This window comes from Dyella sedimenti (assembly GCF_022760995.1).
In the GTDB taxonomy this organism is placed as follows: Bacteria; Pseudomonadota; Gammaproteobacteria; order Xanthomonadales; family Rhodanobacteraceae; genus Dyella; species Dyella sedimenti.
The window spans coordinates 60637-84711 of the sequence record NZ_JAKWJO010000012.1 but is presented as its reverse complement, the minus strand read 5'-3'; the positions used below and the strand labels follow the sequence as shown (position 1 = coordinate 84711).

Genomic DNA, 24075 nt, shown 5'->3' with positions numbered 1-24075 from the left:
GGACTGGCGCGGCAAGGAGCCGAGCATCGAGCCGATGCTGCTCAACCGTGGCCTGAAGGAAGCGCCGGCGAAGAAGTGAGGCTTCCGCTTCGCACGATGGAAAAGGGCCGGCTCACGCCGGCCCTTTTCTTTTAGGCGGAGTTCAAATAGCCATGGCAAGTCGACGGCATGGTCGGAGGCGGGCGCGTCGGGGTACATCGCCGCGATAGGTAAGAGAAGTGCTCTGGGTTAGCTGATGCCGCATGCAAGCGCCAGGAAGTGTGGTCAGATTAGGTGATGCCGACGCCATCGGCTTGCCTGTCTCTTCCGCCCATCCCATTTGCGCGCGCCGTGATTCATCTGCTGGTTGTCGATGACCACCGTTCGATTCGAGAGCCGCTCGCCGCTTACCTGAGGCGGCAAGGATTCGAGGTGATGACCGCCTGCGATGGTCGCTCCACGCGGGCGTGCCTGGCTGGGCGGCGCTTCGACCTGATCGTGCTGGACTTGATGCTGCCTGGCGAGGATGGGCTGTCATTGTGCCGGTACATCAGGACCGATCACGGCACGCCCATCATCATGCTCACCGCCAAGGGGGAATTATCCGACCGCATCATTGGCCTGAATCTGGGCGCGGACGACTACATCACCAAGCCTTTCAATGTCGACGAATTGGTGGCGCGCATCCGCAGTGTGCTGCGTCGCGCCGGTCTGGCGAGGGAACGTACCGAACAGGGTGGAAGCCTGGAATTCGAAGGCTGGTCGCTGGACCTGTTGCATCGCCGCCTGCATGATCCGCAAGGTGGGACAGTGCCGCTGAGCACAATGGAATTCCGTCTGCTTCATGCCTTCCTCGAACGCCCGAATCGCGTGCTCAGCCGTGACGAGTTGCTCGACCTGAGCAGCCGCGACAGCGGCTCGTTTGACCGAAGCATCGATAGTCAGATCAGCAGGCTACGCAAAAAGCTGGAGGACGATCCGCGACATCCCGTCTTGCTAAAGACCATCTGGGGAGACGGTTACCTGCTGGCGGCACGGGTGGACAGGAAGCACGCATGAAATGGCTGCCACGCAGCCTTGGCGGGCAACTGGTGCTGCTGATGCTTGGCGGTTTTGTGGTGGGCGCTCTCTTCGGAACACTCGGGCTGTGGCTCGATGCCCGTTCCCTGCACCCGATTGCCCGTGCGCATGCGCTGTCGCGCACGGTATCCACCTACCACTTGGCCGAACACTATCCCGCGGGCGACCAGGGGTGGCTGGAAGCTATAGAAAGTCCAGGCGGTGCTCGTGTGTGGGTTGACCATGTTCCAAGCGAGGGCGGCATGGACAGGGACGCGCGCAGCCTGGCCGGGGAACTGGGCAGTCGGCTCCCTGCGCGTGCGGTCCACGTGCACATGCCATGCCGTGATGACGCCCACGGCAGGCCATTGCGGCAAAACGTGGGTGAGGCCGATGCCGACGTTACCTGCGTCGAGATCGACCTCGGGTTGAGCGATGGCCGCTGGCTGCACACGCGCCAATTCATGCCGGCCGATTCGCTCTGGTACGAAAGCTGGCGGCTGCTGCACCTTTCGCTCCTGATCGGCATCCCGCCGGTGCTGATCCTCATGTACATCTTCGTCAATCGCATCCTGCGTCCCACCGCCGCCTTGACCGATGCCGCCGAGCGCATGAGCCGTGGCGAGCGGCTCAAGCCGCTTCTCGTGCAGGGGCCGAATGAGATACGGGAGATCGTCGTCGCCTTCAACCAGATGCATGAGCGCATCAGCTGCTTCGTCACCGAGCGCACCCATATGCTGGCCGCCATCAGCCACGACCTGCGCACGCCCCTGACCTCGCTGGTACTCCAGGCGGCGATGCTGCCCGAAGGTGAGGAACGCACGGAGATGCTGTGCACGCTGGAGGACATCAGCCAGATGGTCCATGAAACGCTGCATTTCGCGACGCAGGATGCGCGTGCTGAGGCGAGCAAGCCGATCGACCTTGCGATGCTGCTGCGTGACATATGCAGCCGCCCAGCCGGACCGGGGGGCACGGTCAGCCTGGTGGCGCCCGCGCATCTGGTCTACGCGTGTCGCCCGCTGGCGCTCAGGCGTGCGCTTGGCAACTTGGTTGAGAATGGCCTCAAGCATGCCCACAGGGTTGAGGTGCAGCTTATCGATCGAGGCCACCATGGCTTGCTGATCGAGGTGGCCGACAATGGGCCCGGCATTCCGGAGGCCATGCTCGATCGTGTGTTCGAGCCCTTCTTCCAGCTCGATGAGGCACGCCACCATGACTCCCGCAGCAGCATCGGCTTGGGACTGGCCATTGCACGCGATTGTGTCCAGGCGCATGGCGGACAGATTCGCCTGCACAACCGCGAGCAAGGTGGGTTGCTCGCGCGCATCGAATTGCCAGCAGAACGTCGACGGTTGATGTCGTAGGCGCGGGTGCCGCTTCAAGCGATTGCCTTCGTCGATTGTTCCTTCGCACTCGCCACACTTTTGCAAAGTTTCCGGAATCGGCACACCTAAGCTTGCCCAGGCGAAGCGCCGCGTGCGCTTCATCCACCAGCGATGGCGTTGCGCTTGTTGCCTTCGGGCGGTACCCGAACGGGCCATCCGCCTTGGCCGGAACGCCAGCAAAGATTCACGATTTCCGGGAGATACATTGATGAGCAAGAACACCCTCAGCGCATCGCAGGTCACCGACCTGCGTTCGGCCATCGAGCTGCTCAAGCAGTACGAAGGCGAATATGTCGAGACCAATGAGCCGGTGGATCCGGAAGCCGAGCTATCCGGGGTCTATCGCCATGTGGGGGCCGGTGGCACGGTCATGCGCCCGACCCAGACCGGACCGGCGCTGATGTTCAACAAGGTCAAGGGCTATGAAGGTGTGCGCGTTCTGATCGGCCTGCTTGCCTCGCGCCAGCGCGTGGCCCGCATGTTCGGCATGGAAAAGGAAAAGCTCGGCTTCCAGATGCGTGAGGCCGTGAAGCATACGATCGCCCCGATCGTGGTTCCCCGTGACAGCGCCAAGTGCCAGGAGGTCGTGTACCTGGCCAGCGATCCGGGTTTTGATTTGCGCAAGTTGTTGCCGGCGCCGAAGAACACCCCGGAAGATGCCGGCCCGTATTTCACCCTCGGCATGTGCTACGGCACCGACCCGGAAACCGGGGAGCATGACGTCACGATCCATCGCCTGTGCGTGCAGGGCAGGGACGAGATCTCCATGTTCTTCGTGCCGGGCCGCCATCTGGACCAGTTCCGCCTGAAGTACGAGAAGGACGGCAAGCCGATGCCGATCACCATCTCCATCGGCGTGGATCCGGCCATCGAGATCAGTGCCTGCTTCGAGGCACCGACCACGCCCTTGGGTTATGACGAGCTGTCCATCGCCGGCGGCTTGCGGGGAAGGGCGGTTGAGCTGGTCGAAGGCGTCGCGGTCAAGGGAGCGCTTGGCATTGCCCATGCCGAAATCGTGATTGAAGGCGAGTTGGTACCGAACGTGCGTGTGCAGGAAGACCAGAACAGCCATACCGGCAAGGCCATGCCCGAATTTCCCGGTTACACGGGCAAGGCCAAGCCAGCGCTGCCGATCATCAAGGTCAAGGCTGTCACCACCCGCAAGGATCCGATCCTGCAGACCTGCATTGGTCCCTCGGACGAGCACACCAACATGGCAGGCATTCCCACCGAGGCCAGCATCCTGGCCTTGGTCGAGCAAGCCCTGCCGGGCCTGGTGCAGAACGTGCACTGCCCCTCGCCGGGTACCGGCAAGTACGTGGCCTTCGTGCAGGTGAAGAAGCGCACGGGGCAGGATGAGGGACGCCAGCGCCAGGCCGCGCTGCTGGCCTTCTCGGCCTTTTCCGAGCTCAAGCATGTGTACCTGGTTGACGAGGATGTGGACATCTTCGATACCAACGACGTGATCTGGGCGATGACCACGCGCTACCAGGGCGATGTGGACACGATCACCATCCCGGGTGTGCGTTGCCATCCACTCGATCCCTCGCAGGACCCCGCCTTCAGTCCGTCGATACGCGACCACGGCATTACCTGCAAGACCATTTTCGACTGCACTGTGCCGTATGCGCTGAAGGACGATTTCCAGCGCTGCCAGTTCCTGGACGTGGATGCCGAACGCTTCGTGCCTGGCTACAGGAAGTAACAGGGGGGCGTCATGCAAAAGCCGCGAGTGGTCGTCGGCATCAGCGGCGCCACGGGCTTCCGGTATGGCATCAAGGCGCTACAGCTCCTTCGGGAGCTGGGCGCCGAGACCCACCTGGTGATGTCCCGGGCCGCCGGCCTCACCCGTGAACATGAAACCACGGTGTCGCATGAGGAAGTAGTTGCGCTGGCCGACGTGTTCTATCCGACCGGCGCGGTGGGCGCGGCGATCGCGAGCGGTTCGTTCCGCACGCAAGGCATGCTGGTGGCGCCGTGCTCGATGCACACCTTGGCCGCGATCGCCAACGGCGTCACCGACAACCTGCTGACCCGCGCAGCCGACGTGGTTCTCAAGGAGCGTCGCCGGCTTGTGCTCATGGTTCGCGAAACACCACTGCACCTGGGTCATATCCGCAACATGGCTTCCGTTGCCGAATACGGCGCGATCGTGTTCCCGCCCGTACCGGCGCTCTACGCCGCGCCCCAGTCGATCGACCAGATTCTCTCCCATAGCGTCATGCGCGCCATCGGCCTGCTTGGCTTCGAATCCACAACATTGCCGCGGTGGGGCGAGAACCTGCCAGCGATCACCCAGGAAGGGGAAACACCATGATTATCGGACCCTATGTCAACGGCGCCGCCACGCTGATCGGCGCGATCGCCGGTGCACTTCTCGCCAACAAGTTGCCCGAACGGCTCCGCAATTCCCTGACACCGATCTTCGGGGTGTGCTCCATGGTCATGTCGGTGGTGATGATCATGAAGTTATCGCACCTCCAGGTGATCGTGCTGTCGAGCATCATCGGCCTCATCATCGGCGAGCTGATCTATCTGGAAAAGGGCATTGGCATTGCCGCCAACAGCGCACGCGGCGTCATCGACAGGATATTGCCGGCGCCCAAGGGCGAGATCACCCAGGAGCAATTCCTGGAAAAATTCGTTGCCATCACGGTGCTGTTCTGCGCCAGCGGAACCGGCATTTTCGGTGCGATGCAAGAGGGCATGACCGGCGATTCGTCGATCCTGGTCACCAAGTCGATTCTGGACCTGTTCACTTCGATGATCTTCGCCACCGCCCTTGGCTATTCGGTGGCCGTCATCTGCATACCGCAGGTGCTGATCCAGCTTGCGCTTGCCTTCAGCGCCGTGCTCATCGTGCCATTGACCACTTCGACAATGCAGGCCGACTTCTCGGCGGTGGGCGGTTTGTTGATGCTCGCCACGGGCTTCCGTATCGCTGGCATCAAGGTATTTCCGGTGGCCAACCTGATTCCGGCGCTGGTGATCGCTATGCCGCTGTCGGCGCTGTGGACGAGGTTCATCGGGTGATTTGCCTGCCGGAGCCGATTCGCGACTTCCTGGCCGAACACCACGTGCTGTCGCTGGCGGTTTGCATCGGCAACAGGCCTTGGGCCGCCAATGCCTTCTTCGCCTTCGACGAGCCGCGCGTGCGCCTGCTGTTCCTCAGCAGCACTGACACCCGCCATGGCGAAATGCTGCAGGCCAATCGCCATGTGGCCGGCACTATCGCCGGCCAGCCGCTGGCGATCCCGCAGGTGCGTGGCTTGCAGTTCTACGGATCGGTCCGGGTCCTGGGGCAGGACCACGAGCGGCAATCGGCGCTCGGCCTGTACTACGCGCGATTCCCGCAGGCGCATGGCCTGTCGGCTCCGCTCTGGGAGATCCGCCTGCAGCACCTGAAGTTCACCGACAACCGCCAGGGATTCGGCAGCAAGTTGCTGTGGGACCGGAGCGGCGGTGTCCCGGTGGGGAAATGACGATACGAACGAGGTAATACCTTGAACACGAGCATTCATGCGCCGATCCACGGCGTACGCCGCTGGTTGCCGCTGCTGCTGGCCGGTGGCTCCCTCGCGATGCTTCCGCTGTCCGCCATGGCCGAATCATCCGAAACCGATCCCTACACAGGCAAGACACTGACTGGCGATTGGAACGGCAGGCGCAGCAAGCTGGCGGACATGGGTATCGCCTTCCGTGGCAGCTTCATCGACGAAGGATTCCATGTCTTCCAGGGAGGCCTTGACCGCGGTACGCGCAATGCCACCCAGACGCAGGTTGGCGTGGACCTGGACATGGGCAGGCTGACGAGTTTCTGGGGCGATGGCCGTTTCCATGTCACCATCGATGACCGTCGCGGCAGGGACGCCTCCACGGAATTGGCCGGCAACGCCTATATGCCGATCCAGTGGAGTTATTTCGAAACCTTCACTCGCTGGGGCGAAGTCAGCTACGACCAGAACTTCCTCAAGCAACGCTTGAACTGGCGTATCGGTTTCTACTCGATGGGCAACCATTTCGGCACTACCGGTATCGCCTCCAACTTCGTCAATGCCGCACTGACCGGTCATCCCTTCAGTTATTCCACGACTTCCGGCTGGGTCAATTTCCCCCGGCCGCGCTGGACGTCGCACTTGACCTTCTACGCCACGCCGGAGCTCGTCGTGCGCGGCGGTCTGGTCCTGGTGAACACCAACTACAACCTGCGCAAGAACCGCTGGTCCTTGTATGAACGAGGCACACGCGGGCACCTGTATCCGCTGGAACTGGAATGGATGCCAGGCACGGCCAGTCAAGGCCATTTCCCGGGCCGCTACAAGCTTGGCTACTACTACGATTCCACCGAACGGTCGATGGCCGGCGACCGCAGCCAAGCCAAGGCCAGCCATACCGATGGCGGTTATGCCTACGCCGAGCAGAAGCTCACCAACAATGCCGTCGATGGCGGCTTGAGCGTGTTCGCACACTACACCCGGCAAACCCAGAAGGTCTCGCCCATCCATACCTGGTCAGCGGCGGGCTTCGTCTACCAAGGCATATTCCACCGCCGTCCACAGGACAGCATTGCGCTGGGCTACGTTCGTGCCTCGATCAACCAGCACCTGCTGCGCCATCAACGGCAACAGGCCGCCATGGGCCTGATCACCCGCGAGGACTGGCTGCTCGACCAGGCCGAGGAACTGTGGGAGCTTTCCTATAGCTATCAATTGACGCCATGGCTCACCCTGCGGCCCAACGTGCAGTACATCACCCACCCCGGCGTATTCAGCTATCGCGATATCGACAATGTGCTGGCGGTAGGGGCACAGGTCAGAGTGAGGTTCTGATGTCTAGGAGTCCAAGGAGCCGGTTTCGAGCGCCGACGTGAGTTGTTGCGTAAGGGTTTGAGCGAGTGATGCTCGTTGGCGAGCATGGGCATCAGCGCCTGTGCCTATTGCTGCGACGTGTCCGGATTGGGTGGGCCTCGTACGAATGGTGCCTTGCCCGGCTGGCTGCGCTTTTTCGGCGACATTGCGCGGCTGTCTGGCACGCTTGAGCGGTCGAGGGGGAACACCATGGTGGATGGCGCAGTCTGGCAGGGCAACGCAGCCCCCGGGCCTGAAGTTCGAGCGCGTGGCCTTTGGCCTGTTCCATTATTGCAGCCGCATCCTGGCCGGCACCGCTTGGCTCGGTAGGGACTGTTTGGATTGTATATCCTGATCTTCTACGCGGGAGCGCTGGCCACGGGCACAGCGGCACGCTGGAATACCGTATTGGCCGGGCTCTATACCGCCTCGAGGCCGGCATCCACCGTGGGCGTCGGCCTGCATTTCGCCGCTGGCGGCGTGATCCTCGTGCTTGGCTTCACCCAGTTGCTCGGCAGCATCCGCGAGCGTGCGCCGGCCGTGCACCGCTGAAATCGGCGATGCACTTCTGTCAGGCCTTCTGGTGCGGCGCGAGAAGATCCTGTAAGCCGATGGCGACATACATCTCGCGGCGCATACGGTCGGCTACAGCGTTAACCACTTCCGCGCCATCTTGCGACGGGTCCACGTGCACGCGGAACGGACGCTTGCCGAACGGCAGGTTCACTACCTTGACGATTTCGCGCGCAACTTCAGCCGGATCGGCATCGGCAGGTTCAAGGCTGGCAAGGCCCTTGAGTGCCGCGTCGGTCACGCCGGCATAGGGGCCGTTTTCGTACTCGGCCACGATGTCGGCGTTGGCCGGCTTGCCCGAATGAGCGAAGTGATTGGTGCCCTTGGTGAACGCCCCAGGCACCATGATGGTGGTTTCGATGCCCCAGCGTGCCAACTCGGTGGAGTACGACACGGCCAACGCATCCATGGCTGCCTTTGCCGCGAAATACGGCGCGAGAAATGGCGGTGTGCCACCACGCGTGGAGGACGAGCCTACCCACACCATCAATGCATTGCCGCGCCTGCGAAGGTACGGAAGTGCCGCGCGGTTGACGCGCTGCGTGCCGAGCACGTTAACGTCGTACTGCTGGATCATCTGCTCGGGCGTGAAGGCTTCGGCGGGCCCGAACATCATGTGGCCGGCATTATGGACGATCACGTCGAGATCGACGGCGTCATCGAGGATATATTCGATGGCTGCCGCGACCGAGGCGTCGGATTGGACATCCAATTCCACCGTTCGAAGATCGACCGAGTGATCCTTCGACCATTGTGCGATGTCCGCCACTTGTGCGGCGTTGCGGCCCTTGGTTTCACGCATGGAGGCGTAGACGATGTGGCCCGCTTCGGCGAGCGCGCGGGCAGTCAACAGGCCGAAGCCGGACGATGCGCCGGTGACGAGGATGGTGTGCGGCATGGGAATCTCCTTGGTTCAACAGGGAAGGGGGCTGTCGTGCAGGACGATCAGTGCAGGTAGTCGGCGACATTGCGGAAGGCGAGACGGTGCACGCCGTTTTTCCGAGCGATGATGGCATCGGTCAGCATGTCGGCAAGGCGCTTGTTGGTGGTGATCCACAGGCTTTTGGGTAGCAGTGGACGAAGCATGTCAGTGGGTCGTCGGGGTGGCAGTAAAGATCGAGCTGTAAACGCACGGCCCTCATCAAGATGGCGATCAAAGGCGAAGCCCTTGTCGATCATCTGCTGCATGCCGGCAACCGTGATGCGCATGACATAGCTGTGCTCGGTAGCGGTCAGCGCACGGGGTTCGCCGTCCGCTTCACGGGTGTTGAACCATTTGCCGGGATCAGCGTGGCCGCTTACGTAATGGCGGTTGCCGTGTTCGATATGCCAGTCGCCGTCGAAGAGAATCCAGTCATCACCGTCGGTCGACGTGCCTGTTGAATCGCAGCGAGCGATCACCGCGCCGGCATCCGCCGACCATTCCCGTGAATGGTCGATCACCCAGCGCAACGGGTCTTTCGACAGTGCGGTGAAGAACGGCGTGTGCTTGAGCAGGTGCGGAAGGTTTCATGGTCATCTTCTGTGTAGCGTCGGCAGTGCGTGGCGCTGGCCGGATGACCAGCCCCACCGTGACGATCAGGGCGAGGCTGGCGATCCATCGCGGCTTCCGTCGAAGCGCGCGCAGGCTCTTAGGCAATGCCACCGTTGGCGCGTATGACCTGGCCGTTGACCCATGAGCCATCCCTGCCAGCGAGGAAAGCCACGGCACCGGCGATGTCGTCGGGCCGGCCCAGGCGTTCCAGCGGAGGCATCTTTGCGAATGCCTGCACTTGCTCGTCGGTCTTGCCGTTGAGGAACAGTTCCGTGGCCACCGGGCCGGGGGCCACCGAATTCACCGTGATGCGGCGGCCACGCAATTCCTTGACGAATACGCGCGTGAAGGCTTCCACCGCCGCCTTGGTGCCGTTGTAGATGGCATAGCCGGGCAGGTTCAGTGCCAGCGTGGTGCTGGACAGATTGATGATGCGGCCACCATCGTTCAGGCGCGTTGCCGCTTCGCGCAAGGTGTTGAACACGCCACGCACATTGATGGCGAACATCTGTTCGAACGCCTCGTCGGTGCTCTGCGCCAGCGGGGCGGTCTTGAGAATGCCGGCGTTGTTCACCAGCACGTCGATCTTGCCAAGCTGCTGTTCGACGGCATCGAACATGCGGCGCACCTCGTCGGCTTTCGACACGTCGGCCTGCACGGCATACGCGTTGGCGCCGGCTTGCTTGAGTTCGGCGACCAGTGCCGCCGCCTCGGTGGCGCTGGCGGCGTAGTTGAGGGCAATCGCGAAGCCGTCGTTGGCGAGACGGCGGGCAATGGTGGCGCCGATGCCGCGCGACGCGCCTGTGATCAGGGCGATCTGGGAGTGGGTGTTCGACATGACTCGATTCCTTGTGAGGGAGTGAGTGCATGATGGACTATTGATGTTTTTAGATAATTGCGGCCAATTCGGCAATACAATTCCATTTTCTTTAATAATCTGCCGAAAGGGGGGGGGCTATGGACCGGTTCCAGGAAATGCAGGTATTCGTGCGCATCGCCGATCGCAGCAGCTTTACACTCGCCTCCGAGGACCTGAACATCCCGCGCGCCACGATGACCAATCTCATCAAGCGGCTTGAAAAGCGCCTTGGCGTGATCCTGCTGGAACGCACCACCCGGCAAGTGCGCATGACCTACGAAGGCGAGGCGTACTACCAGCGTTGCCAGCGATTGCTGGCCGATCTGGAAGAGGCTGAAAGCGCCTTTCGCGATGCGCCACCCAAGGGCTCGTTGCGGGTGAACCTGCAAGGTACGCTGGCCCGGTATTTCGTGATGCCGGCACTGGGTGAGTTCATCTCCCGCTATCCGGGCATCACCATGCATCTGGGCGAAGACGACCGACTGATCGATCTCACTCGCGAAGGCGTCGATTGCGTGTTGCGCGCCGGCTCGCTGAAGGATTCCTCGATGATCGCCCGGCAGGTGGCGTTGATGGAACAGGTCACCGTGGCAAGCCCTGCCTATCTGCAACGCCATGGCGAACCCGACAGTCTGGAAGCATTGGGCGACCACGTGGCGGTGGATTACGTTTCCAGCGCTACCGGCCATTCTTCGGCGCTGGATTTCTGCGTGGGCGGCGATGTCACGGAAATTCCGCTGCGTGCCGTGGTGTCGGTTACGGGTGCCGATCTCTACACCGGCGCGGCGTTGTCGGGTCTTGGCTTGATCCAGGTGCCGCGCTATCGCGTTGCGGACGATCTGGAAGCGGGCCGATTGAAGATCGTGCTGCCTGACCTGGCGCCACCGCCGATGCCGGTGTCGGTGTTGTATCCGTACAATCGTCGTTTGTCGGCACGCGTACGCGTGTTTGCCCAGTGGCTGGGCCAGCGTTTCGAGAACGTGCCGTATTCGCTGCACCGATAAGCACACGATGCCTCGTCGACTACGTTAGCTGAGCATGCGAATGGCGGCCTTGCCCATGCGTTCCCGCGAGGCAAGGTTCAATCGACTCACCATCGCCACTGCTGGCCCGGCCGATCACCACCACGCTGCCGCCGACGCGAGTGGCTTTGAGCGAGCGGGTCAGGGTGCCTTCGCCGCCTACTTCGACCACTACGTCGGCACCCAGGCCATCGGTGGGTGCCAGATCGAGTTTTTCATTCTGTGAGGCACGAAAAAACGGACGCAAAGTACGTTTTTCGGTTCATCGGCAGAGGTTTCGGCATTTGGTACCGCAATTAATACCCCGAAGGGTATAAGTGAGGCACCAAATTTCCCTTTTGAAACAAAGGGCATGCCGAGTTGTTGGTGGAGGTGGCGGGACTTGTAAAAATCACGCCCTAACTCTTTGAGCCCGATGGATTTCAGACGTCCAAAAGGTGCAGAGAGCGATACCCAAAGCGATACCTCACAAGGCTAACAGCGCGTGGGCGCTGGGCGCCAGTCCTTTCAGAGGACTGGCGTCATGGTCAACAGCAAGAGGTGTGTGGCGGCCCTGCCTGGGTTGCTTGTTTGGGGTCTGGGTTCGATTCCCGCTTTCGGAAGCGAACCCGAGGTGTTCAAGGTGCAAGCATGGGTGGTGGGCACGTTCACCAGTGCCCCGGTGAAAGTCACGATGCGTTCGTGCTGCGTGTGGCCGAAGCGTTGAAGACGTGGATGGATGACACCGGCACCGAAGCCTGCGGGCCGATTGCCCAGGCAAAGGACGGCAAGTATTTCGTGCAACTCGCCACCGAGAAGGCGCAGACGGTATGCCTGCGCGCCATCATGATGCCGGATAGCATGGCCGACACCGGCGGCGACATCCACAGTCACCCGGTGGCGAAAAATGGCGGCTACACGGTGCGGCTGACAACACAGGATTTTGTCGCGCTGGAAGCCTTGGGGCGCGTGAAGCTGGTGGATGACATGCGGCGCATGAACATCCGCACGCTGCCGTTGGAGCCAGACACATTCAGTCCTAACGGCTACGCCGCCGGGCCGGGCTATCTGGTGGTGAAAGGGCAACTGCTCTATCAGCACGGTGAAGGCACCGCGCGCGTGAACGGTGCGATCGCCGGGCCCGTGGTAACGCGCGCGATGATGTCCGACACGTTGAGGCCGCCCCACGGCGACGGCAACTGGAACCATTTGCGAATTTCGTTGTTGCTGTCGATGGTCAGCCCACTGGTGGGTTGGCCATTGGCCTGCGCGTTGATGTCTTGAAGCATCTGCGTGCAGAAGGCGGTGGCCGACGGCTCCGAGCCGGTGTAATACGGCCAAAAGCCGCCACGGTTGGCGTTGCCCGTGGCCTCGGTCAGCCAGTTCACGCAATCGGAAACCTGCGTGATCGTCACCCACACCACGCTGGCCGAGCCGTTGGGATTGGTGGGCTCACCGCTCACGGCCATCGACACGCCGGCTACGGTAGGCGTGAAGCACGCGGCCGCACATGTGTTGCTGGTGGTAGTTCAACCGCTGCCGCTGGACACGGCCGAACCCGTGGGCGCGGGGCAAGACCAGGTGATGGTTTGCTGCTGCGTGATGTTGCCCGTTTCACCAGAAGGGCAGCCGAGTGATTGCGTCACGGTGGACGGGGCGGGTGTCACGCATTGCGGCGCGCACGTGTTGCTGATGGTGCTCCAACCACTGACGTTGGACACGGCGGAGCCGGTGGGCGCCGGACAGGACCAAGACGTGGTTTGTTGCTGCGTGATGCCGCCGAATTGACCCGAAGGACAGCGGTAACAGCAGCGGGCGCAGATCAACCTCACGCCACGGCCCGAACTGCGCCCGAGGCGATGAGCCACCATCTTGCGCCGGACGTCACCGGCGCACGCTGGCGGCTATTATTTGAAACCGAAGCAATCCACGCCTAGCCGAAGACTGGCTATGCTGTGCCGAAAGACCTACTTTGATTGACCTCAACCAAAGGACAAGGGATATGAAACCGCAAATATTACTGGCTGTAACAAGCATTGCGGCTCTTCTGGCCTTGCCTGTTCACGCCACGGGTTTAGATCCAGCCCTTACAGGTGTCGATTTCTTGGTGGGGCATTGGACAAGTGACGATGGCAAAGTGGCTGATACCGGCGGCACCTCTCGCGGATCATCAGAGATCACTGTTGAAGTGAACGGCAAAGTATTACTGAGGCGCGATCACACGGATCTGTTTAATCGGTCGGGCAAGCCAGCAGGTGGTTTCGATCAACTGATGATGATTTACCCGGAAAATGGTGTGCTTCACGCCGATTATTCAGACGGGAAACACATCATCCATTACACCAATGCGACGATTGTGCCTGGCCATTCTGTGGTGTTTACAAGTTCACCGCAGGCTGGGGCTCCTACCTTTCGCCTGAGTTATGAGCTGACTTCGCCGGCGGCTCTTACAGTTTCATTCGCAGTGGCTGCGCCCGGACGATCTGACTTTCATCCCGTCGCGTCTGGCACCCTCAAAAAAGGGTAACGACCGCAAACGCAGGACGTTACGTTGGCCTGTGGTCTCACCAAGCCGCATGCAGATGCGGTCTTTGCCCGCATGATGGAAAAACTCCCGGGCTTCGGGAAAAGTGACAAAGCCCCCTCCATGCCGGCCCAGCCGGCGGGCGGCCTTCGGCCCTTGGCGCGCGTCCTGCGCGCTGGCCGCTGTCGCGGCAGGTCGGCGGGGAGAAAAGAAGAAACCGCCGGGGCTTGCGCACTCGGCGGTTTCGACTACAAGAAAGAGAAGGCCCCAGGTGTAACCAGCACCCGAGGCGGATTGATGTAGTAGAAGCTCAATGTCGTAAACCTTGCCTTTCTTCACCCCTGCTAGAGCGGTATCTAGCAGCCCCTTGGGTTCAGGCATGGGCTCTCTCCTAAGCCGCTCGAACACTTGAGCCAAAGCATATCCGAGTGCTGCGGCCATCAGACGCGCACAATCCGCCCGAGCACCTTGGAGGCTTCGGATGAGGTATTTGGACCCGATGCGGGTTTGCAGATCGACGGGCACGAAAAAAACGGACGTAAAGTCCGCTTGGTCGATGAAGCAACAGAGGTTTCGGCATTTGGTACCTCAATTAGTACCCCGAAGGGTGTAATTGAGGCACCAAATTTTCCTTTTGAAACAAAGGGTCTGCCGATTGTATGGTGGAGGTGGGCGGAGTCGAACCGCCGTCCGAAGGCGCTTGACGCCCGGTACTACATGCTTAGCTCGCCGTTGAATCTCGTCCCGCGACAGCACAGCGTGCAAAGCGCATCGAAGGACCAGCCTGCTTGATTTAACCCTTGCCGACAGGCGGCGGCTTCGGGCGATCTCGTGATAATGACCCTACATCCACGAGCACGAGCACAAGTGGGTTCGGGGCTAGGCCTTAAGCGGCCAGAGCGTAGTTGTCGTCGTTGGCAACTATGAGTTTGCGGCTGGATTAACGAGGAAAGCTGCCCCCTCGGCATGCACCAAGCTATCTCACTACCCCCGTCGAAGCCAGGACACCCCCGGGGAAAAGCTGGTCGCCCAGTATATGGAGTCTGACGGGCTTTCATCAAGGCGGTTGGTCAAGGCTATCGTTCGCCCTGGGCTACCACGGGAACGGCAGACCATGATGCGGATACGTCAGGCGGGCGTGCCGGATGCGGGCGTGATGACCCAGCTGCGTTGCGCGTTCCTGGAGGATGAGCTGGGCCAGTCCTTGCACGATGGGTTCGCCGACCAGTTGCGTGGCTGGATCGAGGAGGCCGCGTTGGACGGCCGGCTGCTGTTCTGGCTGGCGGAGCAGGACGGGCGGGTGGCCGGTTGCGTGGCGGTCAATCCCTATCCGCACTTGCCGTCGGCCTATTTTCCCGGCGGTATCGGCTGGTACCTGCTCAACATGTACGTGAAGCCGGCTTACCGGCGGCGGGGCATTGCGTCGGCGCTGCTGGCCACCGTGGGCGCGGCGGCCCGGGAATATGGGGTGGACGCGATCAACCTGCACGCGACCGCCGTGGCGCACGACCTGTACGAGCGGGCCGGCTTCCAGACCTCGGTGGATGCGATGAACCTGCCGCTGGCGATGCTGGAGGCCATGCCTGCCAGGCGGGACCGCGCGGGCGAGGGTGGCTGAGGAGTTTCCGTGGACGAGCGGCCCCCCCTCCCAGCCTCCCCCTGCGAGCAGGGGGAGGGGCTAAAAGCCAGGCTCGCTTAACGTCATGATCAGCGGTTGTGGGCGCGCATGGTGCGCTGCTTTTCGCGCTGCCAGTCGCGTTCCTTCTCGGCGTCGCGCTTGTCGTGCGCCTGCTTGCCCTTGGCCAGGCCGACGTCCACCTTCACCTTGTTGCCTTTCCAGTACATGGCCATGGGGATGAGGGTGTAGCCCTTGCGTTCGATCGAGCCGATCAACTGGTCGATCTCCGAACGATGCAGCAGCAGCTTGCGGGTACGGCGGTCGTTGGCCACCACGTGGGTGGAGGCGCTGATCAGCGGCGGGATCGAGGTGCCGACGAGGAAGAGCTCGCCCTTGATCACCATGGCGTAGCTATCGCCGAAATTGATGCGTCCGGCACGCAGCGACTTCACTTCCCAGCCCTGCAGCTCGATGCCGGCCTCGTAGCGCTGGTCGATGTGGTATTCGTGGCGGGCGCGCTTGTTGAGCGCGATGGTGCCGCCGGCGTGTTTGTCTTTGTCCTTAGGCTTGGCCATGTCCGTTAAACTTCGGGCTGTTTGCCCCGATGGGGACCTGTCGCAGGCGGGTCCCGTGATATTTGCGATGATGAGGACGACGTGATCGAGATCCGCCGCAGCGCCCTGGTGCGATATTCGCCGGCCCAGATGTTCGACCTGGTCAATGAGGTGGAAGCATACCCAAAGCGCTTCTCCTGGTGCGTCGGCGCGCAGGTGCTGGAGCGCGGCGAGGATGTGCTGGTGGCGAAGCTGGATCTCAAGTATGCCGGCTTCCGCCAGAGCTTCACCACCCGCAATACCACGGTCCGCCCGCAGCGCCTGCGCATGAGCCTGGTGGATGGGCCGTTCCGCAGCCTGGATGGCCTGTGGGAGTTCATCGCGCTCGGCGACGCCGGTTGCAAGGTGTCCTTCGCGCTGGATTTCGATTATGCCGGCAAGCTGGGGGGCGCCGCGCTCAAGCTGGGTTTCCAGGGGCTGGCCGGCCGTATGGTGGACGACTTCTGCCGCGAGGCGGAACGCGCCTATGGCTGACCAGGTGACGGTGGAGGTGGCCTATGCCGGGCCGTCGCGCCAGTTCGTGCGCCGCGTGACGTTGCCGGCGGGAAGCACGGTGATGCAGGCCATCGAGGCGTCGGGCCTGGCCCAGGCCGTGCCCGGGCTGGTGGTCGATCCGTCGCGGCTGGGTATCTTCGCCCGCAAGGTATCGCCGGACCAGGCGGTGGGCGAGGGCGACCGGGTGGAAATCTACCGGCCGCTCACGCTCGATCCGAAGGAAGCCCGCCGGCGCCGCGCCCACGAGGGCTGATACCGGCCGCGATCAGTGGCCGTCGTCTTCCCCGCCGCCGTTGTCGCCGCCGTCCTTGCCGGACGATGCGCCGCCGGTGCTCTTGTCGCCCTTGGTTTCGTCGACCGGGTAGCTGGCGTGGTATTTCTTGGTGTCGTCCACCAGCTTCTGCGCGTCCTCGGCGAAGAAGTCGCCATCGGTGCGCACCAGCACGTCATTGTTGAAGGTCAGGGTCAGGGTGCGGACCTTGACGTTGCCGCCACGGTGCTGCTGGGTGGAGACGTAGTCCCACTGGTTCTGGTTGAACGGGGAGTTCACCGAGGGGGAGCCCATCAGTACCAGCACCTGGCGCTTGGTCATGCCCGGCTGCAGCTGATCCACGGTCTTCTTGGCAAGCAGGTTGCCCTGTTGCACGTCGGGAACGTAGATGAGACGGCAGCTGGCCAGGGACAGGCCCAGCATGGCGAAACCCAGCGTGCGGATCAGCTTGTGCATGCGTTGTTGCGTCCGGATCGTAAAGGTATTGGATGATACACTAACGGCCTTGGGGCGCCGTATGCGTGGAGCTTGCTATGGAACAGGAAACCAAAGAACTGCGCAAAGCCGGGTTGAAGGTCACCCACCCCCGCATGCGCATCCTGCAGATCTTCGAGGATGAGGATGCCCGCCACCTCACCGCCGAGGACGTCTACAAGCGGCTGCTCGCCGACCAGGAGGACATCGGGCTGGCCACCGTCTACCGGGTGCTGACCCAGTTCGAGGCCGCCGGCATCATCGTCAAGCACAACTTCGAGGGCGGCCAGGCCGTCTACGAGCTGGATCGCGGCAAGCACCATGACCACATGATCGATGTGGACAGCGGAAAGGTCATCGAGTTCGTCAGCGAGGAGATCGAGCGCCTCCAGCACGAAATCGCGGCCAGGCACGGCTATGTCATCGAGGACCACAGCCTGGTGCTGTACGTGCGCCCGAAGCACCGGCATTCCTCCAAGTAGAGCCTGAAGCCCTCGCGAGGCCGGCGGCCGGGCAGGCTGGGCCGGACTTTTTGCTGTCCATGCGCCCATAAAAAAAGCCGCGGGAGGACTCCTGTCCGCCCAACGGCTGATCCGTTACCGGATGGCTCCAGAGAAAGGCGAGTTGCTCGCGCAGCCTGGTTGTGCCACCGATTCCGGCGGAACGGCATCCTGCCGTTCTTCATGCCCACCGTCCCCACGGTTGGCATGGCTCACCATCTTGCGATGGTGGCTCCCCCACATCGATGGAGCGAGCGTAACGAAGCCTTCACAAGGCGGGTATCGGAAAATTTCCTATGTAACAGTGCTTACATGCGAGGGTGGTCACCGTTTGACATGTTGCTGCGCAGCAATACGCGCAGATGCACGCCTTGGGCTTCCGGGCGCACCCGGAACAGGCCGCCCAGCGCGGTCACCCGGTCGCGCATCCCCTGCATGCCCCGTCCGCCGCGCGGTACGCGGGCGGGCAAGCCAATGCCGTTGTCGCGGATATCCAGCAGCGCCAGGGCCACGCCCTGGCGTTCGCCGATGCGTAGGCGTAACTGGAACAGGTCGGCGTGGGCGTGCTTGACCGCGTTGGTGGCGCTCTCCTGCACCAGCCGGTAGATCACCGTGCGGGTGTCTTCATCGAGCAGGCGCGGGTCGCCGCGCAGTTCGGTGCGGTAGATGACCCCGGCCGCGTTGAGCATGTCGCGGATGGGCCCCTCGTCCAGCGCGCGCATTAGGCCGAACTCGTCCAGCACGGCGGGACGCAGGTCGTCCAGCATGCGGTGCAGGGCGCGACGCATGTGGCCGAGGATGGCGTTGATCGACAGGCCGATGTCGTCCATGCCGGCCTGGGCCAGCCGCGACTGGGCCAGCTTCAGGTGAGTCTGGATGGCGGTGAGGTTCTGGCCCAGTTCGTCGTGCAGCTCGGCGGCCATGTGGCGGCGCTGGCTTTCCTCGGCCTGGAGATTGCCGCGGGCGGCGTCCCGCAGCTGGCGCGCCAGGTGGTCCAGGCGGCGGTTCACCGCGGCGAGATAGACGTTCTGCTCGGCCACGCGCTCGCTGCTGCGACGCAGCGCATCGGTGGCTGAACCGAGCATCAATGCGCCGGTGCCGGCTACCGCCAGGAACAGTTCGCCGGCCGCGCCGGGGGCGCCATGGCCGGAAACATGGTCGACCAGGGTCATGCCCAGGCTGGGAATCAGCATGGACAGGCTGGCCCCCCGCCAGCCATGCCGGAAGGCGAAGAACAGCACCGGCGCCAGCGATAGCACGCGGGCGAATTGCGGCTGGGGCGCCTCGTGCGAGGACAGCACCATCAGGATCGCCAGCGCCGGCATCAGCACCAGCAGGCCATCCATCAGCAGGCGTCCCAGCGATTGCCGGCTCAGCGGCGCGCGCAGCAGCATCACCAGCAGCGGCACCAGCAGCAGCACGCCGACGTAGTTGCCCAGCAGGTCCTGACCCAGCGCCTGAGCCAGCATGTCGGGGCTGGGCGCGGCATGGACCAGGGCCAGCAGCACGGCGTCGGTGGCGGTGGTGGCGGCCACGGTGAAGGCGGCCGACAGCAGCAGGCGGGCCACGTCCTCCGGGTCCCGCAGGCTGGCATGCAGGTTGGCGCGGCGCATCAGCCACAGGCAGATCGCCACCACGATCGGCTCGGGCAGCTCGCCCAGGATGAAGCCGATCCATCCCAGCGGCAGGCCATGCAGCAGCGCGATCAGGCCGGTGGCCGCCACCTCCGCACCGAGCAGCCAGGGCCACATCCGCATCGGGGCCAGCAGCAGCGCGCCGAAGCGCAGGCCGTAGGGCAGCATCCAGTAGGGTTGTTCGGTGGGCCAGAGCAGCAGCCAGAGCATGAAGTAGCCCACGCCGAGCAGCAGATCGTTACCAGGTAGCACATGAGTTTTCGATGGCATGCCGGTGATGTTACCTGTCGTGACCAGGGGTATAGGCGGCCATCCTTCGGGCTGCTATACATGCACCATGTACAGCATTGTCCTGGTCGATGACCATGCCATCGTACGCGAGGGGTTCAAGCGACTGATCGAGCTGGAGCCGGATCTGGAGGTAGTTGCGGAGTGCCGCAGCGCCGACGATGCGGTGGAGGCGGTCGGCTCGCGCAAGCCCGATCTCGTGGCGCTCGATCTGTCCCTGCCGGACGGTAGCGGGCTGCCCTTGATCGAGCATTTGCGCAGCGTGGCGGCGGATACCCGCATCGTGGTGCTGAGCATGCACGACGGCGAGCCCTACGTGTCCGAGGCCCTGCGCCGGGGCGCCAGCGGCTATGTCACCAAGGGCGTGGCGCCGGAGGAACTGGTGGCCGGCCTGCGCGCGGTGATGCAGGGCGAGTGCTTCCTCAGCTCCGACCTGCGCAAGCGTCGCGCCGAGCGGCCCAACGAGGGCCGTGATCCGATCAACCGCCTGACCGCGCGCGAGCGCGAGGTGTTCCTGCTGCTCGCCGCCGGGCGGGCACCCAAGCAGGTGGCCGGCGAGCTGGGGATCGGGCAGAAGACCGTCTACATCCACCGCGCCAGCCTGATGGGCAAGCTGGGTGCCGGCTCGGAACTGGACCTGTACCGCATGGCCGCCGAGAGAGGGCTGTTGCCGCGCAAGAACTGAGGGCGGCTGCCCATGTCGTCATTCCGGCGCAGGCCGGAATGACGGCCGAGCAGGGCCTCAGGCCTGCGCCCGCTCCAGCATCTGCTTGGCATGCGCCCGCGTCTCGCGGGTGATCTCCACGCCGCCCAGCATGCGCGCCAATTCGTCGCGGCGGCCGTTGGCATCGAGTTTCTCGATGTGCGTGCGGGTCGATCCGCCATCGCTGGCCTTGCTCACACGCAAGTGGGCGTGGCCTTGCGCCGCGACCTGGGGCAGGTGGGTGACGCACAGCACCTGACGCTGGCCGCCCAGGGCGCGCAGCTTCTGGCCGACCACCTCCGCCACGGCGCCGCCGATGCCGGTGTCCACCTCGTCGAACACCATGGTGCCGATCGTATCCTTGCCCAGTGTGGCCACCTCGATGGCCAGGCTGATGCGGGCCAGCTCGCCGCCCGAGGCCACCTTGCGCAGTGGGCGCGGCAGTTGGCCGGGGTTGGCGCTGACCAGCAGCTCGCAGCGCTCGCGACCCTGGGCGTCCGGTTCTGCCTCGCCGGTGGCTTCCAGCTCGACCACCAGGCGGCCGCCCCCCATGCCCAGCTCGGCCATCAGAGCGCTGACCTCCTCGCCCAGGCGCTGGCCGGCGGTCTCACGGGCATGGCTGAGCCGGTCCGCCGCCTCGTCGTACTGCTGCTGCAACCGCTGGCGCTGCAAGGCGAGTTGCTCCAGGGCGTCGCCGGCGCCTTCCAGGTCGCCGAGTTCGTCGCGCAGGGCGCGGGCCTTGTCGTGCAGTTCCGCCGTGCCCACCCGATGGCGGCGCGAGAGTTCGTGCAGGCGGGTGAGATGGGTATCCACCTCGGCATAGCGCGCGGGGTCGAGGTCGACGTCGAGCGCGTAGCGGCCCAGGCCGTCGACTGCCTCGCTGAGCTGGATCGAGGCGTTGTCCAGCAGTTCCAGCAGCGGGGCGAGCTTGTCGTCCAGCGCGGCCAGCTTGCTCATTTCCAGCTGCGCGCGGCCCAGCGCGCGGCGCAGCGCGAATTCGCTGTCGCCATCGAGCAACTCGACCACGCCGCCCGCGCCCTCGGCCAGCCGGCCGGCGTTGGCCAGGCGCTTGTGGCTGGCCTCCAGCTCGGCCAGTTCGGCAGGCGGCAGCGCCCATTTCTCCAGTTCTTCCAGCTCGTGGCGCAGCAGCTCGATGCGCTGCTCGCGGTCGTCGCCGCCGCTGAGCTTACGGATGCGCTGGCCTAGCTCGCGCCACTGGGTGGCCAGCTCGCGCACCTGGACGACCAGGGCTTCGTTGCCGGCATAGGCGTCGAGCAGCTCCATCTGGTGGGCGCGCGAGAGCAGGGCCTGGTGCTCGTGCTGGCCATGGATCTCCACCAGCAGGGTGGCCAGTTCGCCCAACTGGCTGGCGCTGGCCGGGCGGCCGTTGATCCAGGCGCGGGAACTGCCCTCGGCGCGGATCACCCGGCGCAGCTGGCAGCCGTCGTCCTCGTCCAGCTCCTGCTGGCGCAGCCACTCGCGCGCCTCGGGAAGCCCGGAGAGGTCGAATTCGGCGGTAAGCTCGGCCCGGTCGCTGCCGGTGCGCACCATGCCGCTGTCGGCGCGGGCGCCAGCCAGCAGCATCAGCGCATCCACCAGCAAGGACTTGCCGGCGCCGGTCTCGCCGCTGACCACGGTGAGGCCCGGGCCGAAGGCGATCTCGGCTTCTTCGACGACGGCGAAATGGCGGACGTAGAGCGAGGTGAGCATGGGATGCGGTGTGGTGAAGTCGGTCGATTGTATGCGGCTGGGGGTGGGGGACGGGTAGTGGGGGCGCGACAACCGGTCGCCGCCCTGGAAAGCTGGTGTCCGCCCCCCATCCCCTGGTTTCTTGCAAACTTTCACGCAAGACCTTATTTCTTTTGTGTCTCACGGATTGCTACAGCATGCCCGCCGCCGATCTCGATGCCCGCGCACGCCGCCTGTTGCGCACATTGATTGCCCAATACCTCGCCGATGGCGAGCCGGTGGGGTCGCGCACGCTGTCGCGCTCCTCCGGCCTGGACGTCAGCCCGGCCACCATCCGCAACATCATGGCCGACCTGGAAGACGCCGGCCTGGTCGCCTCGCCGCATACCTCGGCCGGCCGCGTGCCGACGCCGCGGGGGCTGCGCCTGTTCGTGGACAGCCTGATCGAGCTGCAGCCCCTGCCGCGGGACGAGATGGCCCGCCTGCGCCGCGAGCTGCCGCCCGGGCCGACCACCACCCGCGACCTGCTGGGCAACGTCTCGACCCTGCTGTCGGCGATGACCCGCTTCGCCGGTGTCGTCACGGTGCCGCGCCAGGCGGACTTTCCCTTGCGTCACATCGACTTCGTCTCGCTGCCCGACGCCCGCGTGCTGGTGATCCTCGTGTTCTCGGACAATCAGGTGCAGAACCGCATCGTGCAGTTGGCCAAGCCGCTGGACGGCCGCGAGCTGGAACAGGCGGCCAATTACCTCAACAGCCATTTCGCCGGCTTGCGCCTGGACGACATCCGCGCCCACCTGCTGCGCGAACTGCGCGAGGCGGGCAGCGAGCTACGCCGGCTGCTGACTAGCGCGGTGGAACTGGCGGCCGCCTCGTTCGCCCCGCAAGCCGAGAGCGATGACGTGCTGGTCAGCGGCCAGACCAATCTCATGGGCTATTCGGAACTGGCCGACCTGGAGCGCCTGCGCGAGCTGTTCGAGGCCTTCCAGAAGAAGAACGAGCTGCTGCAGCTGATGGAGGTCTGCGCCAAGGCCCCCGGCGTGCGGCTGTTCATCGGCGAGGAATCGGGGTTCGCGGCGCTGGACGGCTGCAGCGTGGTCACCGCAAGCTACGGCGCCCAGGGGCGCGTGCTGGGGGCGATCGGGGTGATCGGGCCGACCCGCATGGCCTACGAACGGGTGATTCCGGTGGTGCAGGCCACGGCCGGATTGCTCAGCGATGCCTTGAATCGCGTCGCGACGACCTTATAACGCGCCCGGGAGGCGGGGTTACCCGCAGGTTTTAGACGGTTGGTGCCTGGGGCACCGGCCACGGATAAGGCTTGGAGTCATTCATGCAGAACAACGATCCAACGGCGCCCGGCACGGCGCAGGGCCAGGGCGGGCCGGGCGAGGCGCCCAACGCCGAAGTGGAGGCGCTGAAGGCGCGCATCGCGGAACTGGAGGCCAGCAACACGGAGCTGCGCGACACCGTGTTGCGCGAGAAGGCCGAGATCGAGAACCAGCGCCGCCGCCTGCATCGCGACGTGGAGCAGGCCCGCCGCTTCGCCAACGAGAAGCTGCTCAACGAGCTGTTGCCGGTGTACGACGGCCTGGAGCGCGGCCTGCAGGTGGAAGGCGGCGACGTCGCCAGCGTGCGCGAGGGCATCGCGCTCACGCTCAAGTCGCTGCTCAAGGTCGCCGAGAACAATGGCCTGGTGCAGATCGATCCGGTGGGCCAGCCGCTGGATCCGGAGAAGCACCACGCCGTGAGCATGGTGGAGGCCCCGGGCGCGGCCCCCAATACAGTCGTCAGCGTGCTGCAGAAAGGCTACGTGCTGAACGACCGGCTGTTGCGCCCCGCGTTGGTGGCGGTCGCCAAGGAGTAACCGCCGATGCCGGCGGTCGCGGGCGCCTGAACGGCGTCCCCCGCGGGGCATGGCGGCAAGGCATCGGGGATCTTGCCGGCATTGAGATGCCAGGCGCGAAACCCCATCTGGAAACCAGTCGCGGCCGAGGGGTCGCTTAAAGATTCGGGAGTAGACAA

28 protein-coding genes and 1 other RNA gene are annotated in these 24075 nt (G+C 64.0%); 20 read left to right on the top strand and 9 right to left on the bottom strand.

Annotated features, from left to right (window positions below; genetic code table 11):
- The first annotated feature begins 330 nt into the window (after positions 1-330).
- From MJ605_RS18740 to MJ605_RS18705, 8 genes are all read left to right on the top strand, one after another.
- Complete coding sequence (locus tag MJ605_RS18740; protein WP_243043065.1) at positions 331-1038, top strand: response regulator; 708 nt, start codon at positions 331-333, stop codon at positions 1036-1038.
- On the top strand, positions 1035-2405 hold the full coding sequence (locus MJ605_RS18735) for an ATP-binding protein (protein ID WP_243043064.1): 1371 nt from the start codon (positions 1035-1037) through the stop codon (positions 2403-2405). Before MJ605_RS18740 ends, MJ605_RS18735 begins: the two co-directional genes overlap by 4 nt.
- 229 nt (positions 2406-2634) lie before the next feature.
- Positions 2635-4131, top strand: a complete 1497-nt coding sequence (locus MJ605_RS18730; RefSeq protein ID WP_243043063.1) for a UbiD family decarboxylase — start codon at positions 2635-2637, stop codon at positions 4129-4131.
- Between the two features lie 12 nt (positions 4132-4143).
- On the top strand, positions 4144-4743 hold the full coding sequence (locus MJ605_RS18725; RefSeq protein WP_243043062.1) for a UbiX family flavin prenyltransferase: 600 nt from the start codon (positions 4144-4146) through the stop codon (positions 4741-4743).
- Positions 4740-5459, top strand: a complete 720-nt coding sequence (locus tag MJ605_RS18720) for a DUF554 domain-containing protein (RefSeq protein WP_243043061.1) — start codon at positions 4740-4742, stop codon at positions 5457-5459. Before MJ605_RS18725 ends, MJ605_RS18720 begins: the two co-directional genes overlap by 4 nt.
- Positions 5456-5908, top strand: a complete 453-nt coding sequence (locus tag MJ605_RS18715; RefSeq protein ID WP_243043060.1) for a pyridoxamine 5'-phosphate oxidase family protein — start codon at positions 5456-5458, stop codon at positions 5906-5908. Before MJ605_RS18720 ends, MJ605_RS18715 begins: the two co-directional genes overlap by 4 nt.
- A 21-nt stretch (positions 5909-5929) precedes the next feature.
- Complete coding sequence (locus MJ605_RS18710) at positions 5930-7255, top strand: carbohydrate porin (protein ID WP_243043059.1); 1326 nt, start codon at positions 5930-5932, stop codon at positions 7253-7255.
- Between the two features lie 360 nt (positions 7256-7615).
- Positions 7616-7825, top strand: a complete 210-nt coding sequence (locus MJ605_RS18705) for a hypothetical protein (protein ID WP_243043058.1) — start codon at positions 7616-7618, stop codon at positions 7823-7825.
- A gap of 19 nt (positions 7826-7844) precedes the next feature.
- Here MJ605_RS18705 and MJ605_RS18700 read toward each other — a convergent pair whose 3' ends face one another.
- The 3 genes from MJ605_RS18700 to MJ605_RS18690 form a co-directional block, all read right to left on the bottom strand.
- Positions 7845-8744, bottom strand: a complete 900-nt coding sequence (locus MJ605_RS18700; RefSeq protein WP_243043057.1) for an SDR family oxidoreductase — start codon at positions 8742-8744, stop codon at positions 7845-7847.
- A gap of 47 nt (positions 8745-8791) precedes the next feature.
- Positions 8792-9298, bottom strand: a complete 507-nt coding sequence (locus MJ605_RS18695) for a hypothetical protein (RefSeq protein ID WP_243043056.1) — start codon at positions 9296-9298, stop codon at positions 8792-8794.
- A gap of 179 nt (positions 9299-9477) precedes the next feature.
- The gene (locus MJ605_RS18690; RefSeq protein ID WP_243043055.1) at positions 9478-10218 is read right to left on the bottom strand and encodes an SDR family oxidoreductase; all 741 of its coding nucleotides are present in this window, start codon (positions 10216-10218) and stop codon (positions 9478-9480) included.
- Between the two features lie 119 nt (positions 10219-10337).
- Here MJ605_RS18690 and MJ605_RS18685 point away from each other — a divergent pair, with 119 nt between their 5' ends.
- The 5 genes from MJ605_RS18685 to MJ605_RS18665 all read left to right on the top strand — a co-directional run bounded on the left by MJ605_RS18685 (position 10338) and on the right by MJ605_RS18665 (position 13767).
- Positions 10338-11243 (top strand): LysR family transcriptional regulator, encoded by a 906-nt coding sequence (locus MJ605_RS18685; protein ID WP_243043054.1) that lies wholly within the window; start codon positions 10338-10340, stop codon positions 11241-11243.
- 55 nt (positions 11244-11298) lie between these two features.
- The gene (locus MJ605_RS19460) at positions 11299-11487 is read left to right on the top strand and encodes a hypothetical protein (protein ID WP_425601033.1); all 189 of its coding nucleotides are present in this window, start codon (positions 11299-11301) and stop codon (positions 11485-11487) included.
- Positions 11488-11942: 455 nt separating this feature from the next.
- Entirely contained in the window at positions 11943-12524 is a 582-nt protein-coding gene (locus MJ605_RS18675; RefSeq protein ID WP_243043053.1) for a hypothetical protein, read from the top strand.
- An 81-nt stretch (positions 12525-12605) separates the two neighbouring features.
- Positions 12606-13028 carry a hypothetical protein gene (locus MJ605_RS18670; protein WP_243043052.1) on the top strand — a complete coding sequence of 141 codons (423 nt, stop codon included), beginning with the start codon at positions 12606-12608 and terminating at the stop codon, positions 13026-13028.
- Positions 13029-13242: 214 nt separating this feature from the next.
- Complete coding sequence (locus MJ605_RS18665) at positions 13243-13767, top strand: hypothetical protein (protein WP_243043051.1); 525 nt, start codon at positions 13243-13245, stop codon at positions 13765-13767.
- Here MJ605_RS18665 and MJ605_RS19455 read toward each other — a convergent pair.
- Together MJ605_RS19455 and ssrA are read right to left on the bottom strand one after the other, a co-directional pair.
- A complete protein-coding gene (locus MJ605_RS19455; protein WP_425601032.1) occupies positions 13696-14289 on the bottom strand; it encodes a hypothetical protein in 594 nt (197 codons plus the stop codon). The two genes, MJ605_RS18665 and MJ605_RS19455, sit on opposite strands and share 72 nt — an antisense overlap.
- Positions 14290-14424: 135 nt before the next feature.
- Positions 14425-14776: a transfer-messenger RNA gene (gene ssrA / locus MJ605_RS18660) on the bottom strand.
- A gap of 102 nt (positions 14777-14878) precedes the next feature.
- Here ssrA and MJ605_RS18655 point away from each other — a divergent pair.
- Positions 14879-15382, top strand: coding sequence for a GNAT family N-acetyltransferase (locus tag MJ605_RS18655; protein ID WP_243043050.1), 504 nt, complete (start codon positions 14879-14881; stop codon positions 15380-15382).
- 89 nt (positions 15383-15471) lie between these two features.
- Here MJ605_RS18655 and smpB read toward each other — a convergent pair whose 3' ends face one another.
- Positions 15472-15957 carry an SsrA-binding protein SmpB gene (gene smpB / locus MJ605_RS18650; protein ID WP_243043049.1) on the bottom strand — a complete coding sequence of 162 codons (486 nt, stop codon included), beginning with the start codon at positions 15955-15957 and terminating at the stop codon, positions 15472-15474.
- Between the two features lie 81 nt (positions 15958-16038).
- Between smpB and MJ605_RS18645 the strand changes: the two genes are divergently transcribed.
- Positions 16039-16470 (top strand): type II toxin-antitoxin system RatA family toxin, encoded by a 432-nt coding sequence (locus MJ605_RS18645; protein ID WP_243043048.1) that lies wholly within the window; start codon positions 16039-16041, stop codon positions 16468-16470.
- Entirely contained in the window at positions 16463-16744 is a 282-nt protein-coding gene (locus MJ605_RS18640; protein WP_243043047.1) for an RnfH family protein, read from the top strand. The genes MJ605_RS18645 and MJ605_RS18640 overlap by 8 nt, the downstream gene beginning before the upstream one ends.
- Before the next feature lie 12 nt (positions 16745-16756).
- Here MJ605_RS18640 and MJ605_RS18635 read toward each other — a convergent pair whose 3' ends face one another.
- On the bottom strand, positions 16757-17218 hold the full coding sequence (locus MJ605_RS18635; RefSeq protein WP_243043046.1) for an outer membrane protein assembly factor BamE: 462 nt from the start codon (positions 17216-17218) through the stop codon (positions 16757-16759).
- Between the two features lie 77 nt (positions 17219-17295).
- Between MJ605_RS18635 and fur the strand changes: the two genes are divergently transcribed.
- Complete coding sequence (gene fur / locus MJ605_RS18630; protein WP_243043045.1) at positions 17296-17718, top strand: ferric iron uptake transcriptional regulator; 423 nt, start codon at positions 17296-17298, stop codon at positions 17716-17718.
- Positions 17719-18044: 326 nt separating this feature from the next.
- Here the strand turns inward: fur and MJ605_RS18625 are convergent, their stop codons facing one another.
- Complete coding sequence (locus MJ605_RS18625) at positions 18045-19640, bottom strand: MASE1 domain-containing sensor histidine kinase (RefSeq protein WP_243043044.1); 1596 nt, start codon at positions 19638-19640, stop codon at positions 18045-18047.
- 67 nt (positions 19641-19707) lie between these two features.
- On the opposite strand from MJ605_RS18625, the gene MJ605_RS18620 reads away from it, so the two are divergent.
- Positions 19708-20343, top strand: coding sequence for a response regulator transcription factor (locus tag MJ605_RS18620; RefSeq protein WP_243043043.1), 636 nt, complete (start codon positions 19708-19710; stop codon positions 20341-20343).
- Positions 20344-20400: 57 nt separating this feature from the next.
- Here MJ605_RS18620 and recN read toward each other — a convergent pair whose 3' ends face one another.
- The gene (gene recN, locus MJ605_RS18615) at positions 20401-22071 is read right to left on the bottom strand and encodes a DNA repair protein RecN (protein WP_243043042.1); all 1671 of its coding nucleotides are present in this window, start codon (positions 22069-22071) and stop codon (positions 20401-20403) included.
- 176 nt (positions 22072-22247) lie between these two features.
- On the opposite strand from recN, the gene hrcA reads away from it, so the two are divergent.
- On the top strand, positions 22248-23300 hold the full coding sequence (gene hrcA / locus MJ605_RS18610) for a heat-inducible transcriptional repressor HrcA (RefSeq protein ID WP_243043041.1): 1053 nt from the start codon (positions 22248-22250) through the stop codon (positions 23298-23300).
- 83 nt (positions 23301-23383) lie between these two features.
- Positions 23384-23917 carry a nucleotide exchange factor GrpE gene (gene grpE / locus MJ605_RS18605; RefSeq protein WP_243043040.1) on the top strand — a complete coding sequence of 178 codons (534 nt, stop codon included), beginning with the start codon at positions 23384-23386 and terminating at the stop codon, positions 23915-23917.
- Positions 23918-24075 lie beyond the last annotated feature (158 nt).

Bases quoted from the DNA above. Each gene is read 5' to 3' on its own strand.
- MJ605_RS18665 (WP_243043051.1), top strand. From the start codon at position 13,243: ATGAAACCGCAAATATTACTGGCTGTAACAAGCATTGCGGCTCTTCTG.
- MJ605_RS18720 (WP_243043061.1), top strand. From the start codon at position 4,740: ATGATTATCGGACCCTATGTCAACGGCGCCGCCACGCTGATCGGCGCG.
- MJ605_RS18620 (WP_243043043.1), top strand. From the start codon at position 19,708: ATGTACAGCATTGTCCTGGTCGATGACCATGCCATCGTACGCGAGGGG.
- MJ605_RS18635 (WP_243043046.1), bottom strand. From the start codon at position 17,218: ATGCACAAGCTGATCCGCACGCTGGGTTTCGCCATGCTGGGCCTGTCC.
- MJ605_RS18735 (WP_243043064.1), top strand. From the start codon at position 1,035: ATGAAATGGCTGCCACGCAGCCTTGGCGGGCAACTGGTGCTGCTGATG.
- grpE (WP_243043040.1), top strand. From the start codon at position 23,384: ATGCAGAACAACGATCCAACGGCGCCCGGCACGGCGCAGGGCCAGGGC.
- MJ605_RS18730 (WP_243043063.1), top strand. From the start codon at position 2,635: ATGAGCAAGAACACCCTCAGCGCATCGCAGGTCACCGACCTGCGTTCG.
- MJ605_RS18625 (WP_243043044.1), bottom strand. From the start codon at position 19,640: ATGCCATCGAAAACTCATGTGCTACCTGGTAACGATCTGCTGCTCGGC.
- fur (WP_243043045.1), top strand. From the start codon at position 17,296: ATGGAACAGGAAACCAAAGAACTGCGCAAAGCCGGGTTGAAGGTCACC.
- MJ605_RS19460 (WP_425601033.1), top strand. From the start codon at position 11,299: ATGCGTTCCCGCGAGGCAAGGTTCAATCGACTCACCATCGCCACTGCT.
- MJ605_RS18640 (WP_243043047.1), top strand. From the start codon at position 16,463: ATGGCTGACCAGGTGACGGTGGAGGTGGCCTATGCCGGGCCGTCGCGC.
- MJ605_RS18655 (WP_243043050.1), top strand. From the start codon at position 14,879: ATGATGCGGATACGTCAGGCGGGCGTGCCGGATGCGGGCGTGATGACC.
- hrcA (WP_243043041.1), top strand. From the start codon at position 22,248: ATGCCCGCCGCCGATCTCGATGCCCGCGCACGCCGCCTGTTGCGCACA.
- recN (WP_243043042.1), bottom strand. From the start codon at position 22,071: ATGCTCACCTCGCTCTACGTCCGCCATTTCGCCGTCGTCGAAGAAGCC.
- smpB (WP_243043049.1), bottom strand. From the start codon at position 15,957: ATGGCCAAGCCTAAGGACAAAGACAAACACGCCGGCGGCACCATCGCG.
- MJ605_RS18685 (WP_243043054.1), top strand. From the start codon at position 10,338: ATGGACCGGTTCCAGGAAATGCAGGTATTCGTGCGCATCGCCGATCGC.
- MJ605_RS18725 (WP_243043062.1), top strand. From the start codon at position 4,144: ATGCAAAAGCCGCGAGTGGTCGTCGGCATCAGCGGCGCCACGGGCTTC.
- MJ605_RS18690 (WP_243043055.1), bottom strand. From the start codon at position 10,218: ATGTCGAACACCCACTCCCAGATCGCCCTGATCACAGGCGCGTCGCGC.
- MJ605_RS18700 (WP_243043057.1), bottom strand. From the start codon at position 8,744: ATGCCGCACACCATCCTCGTCACCGGCGCATCGTCCGGCTTCGGCCTG.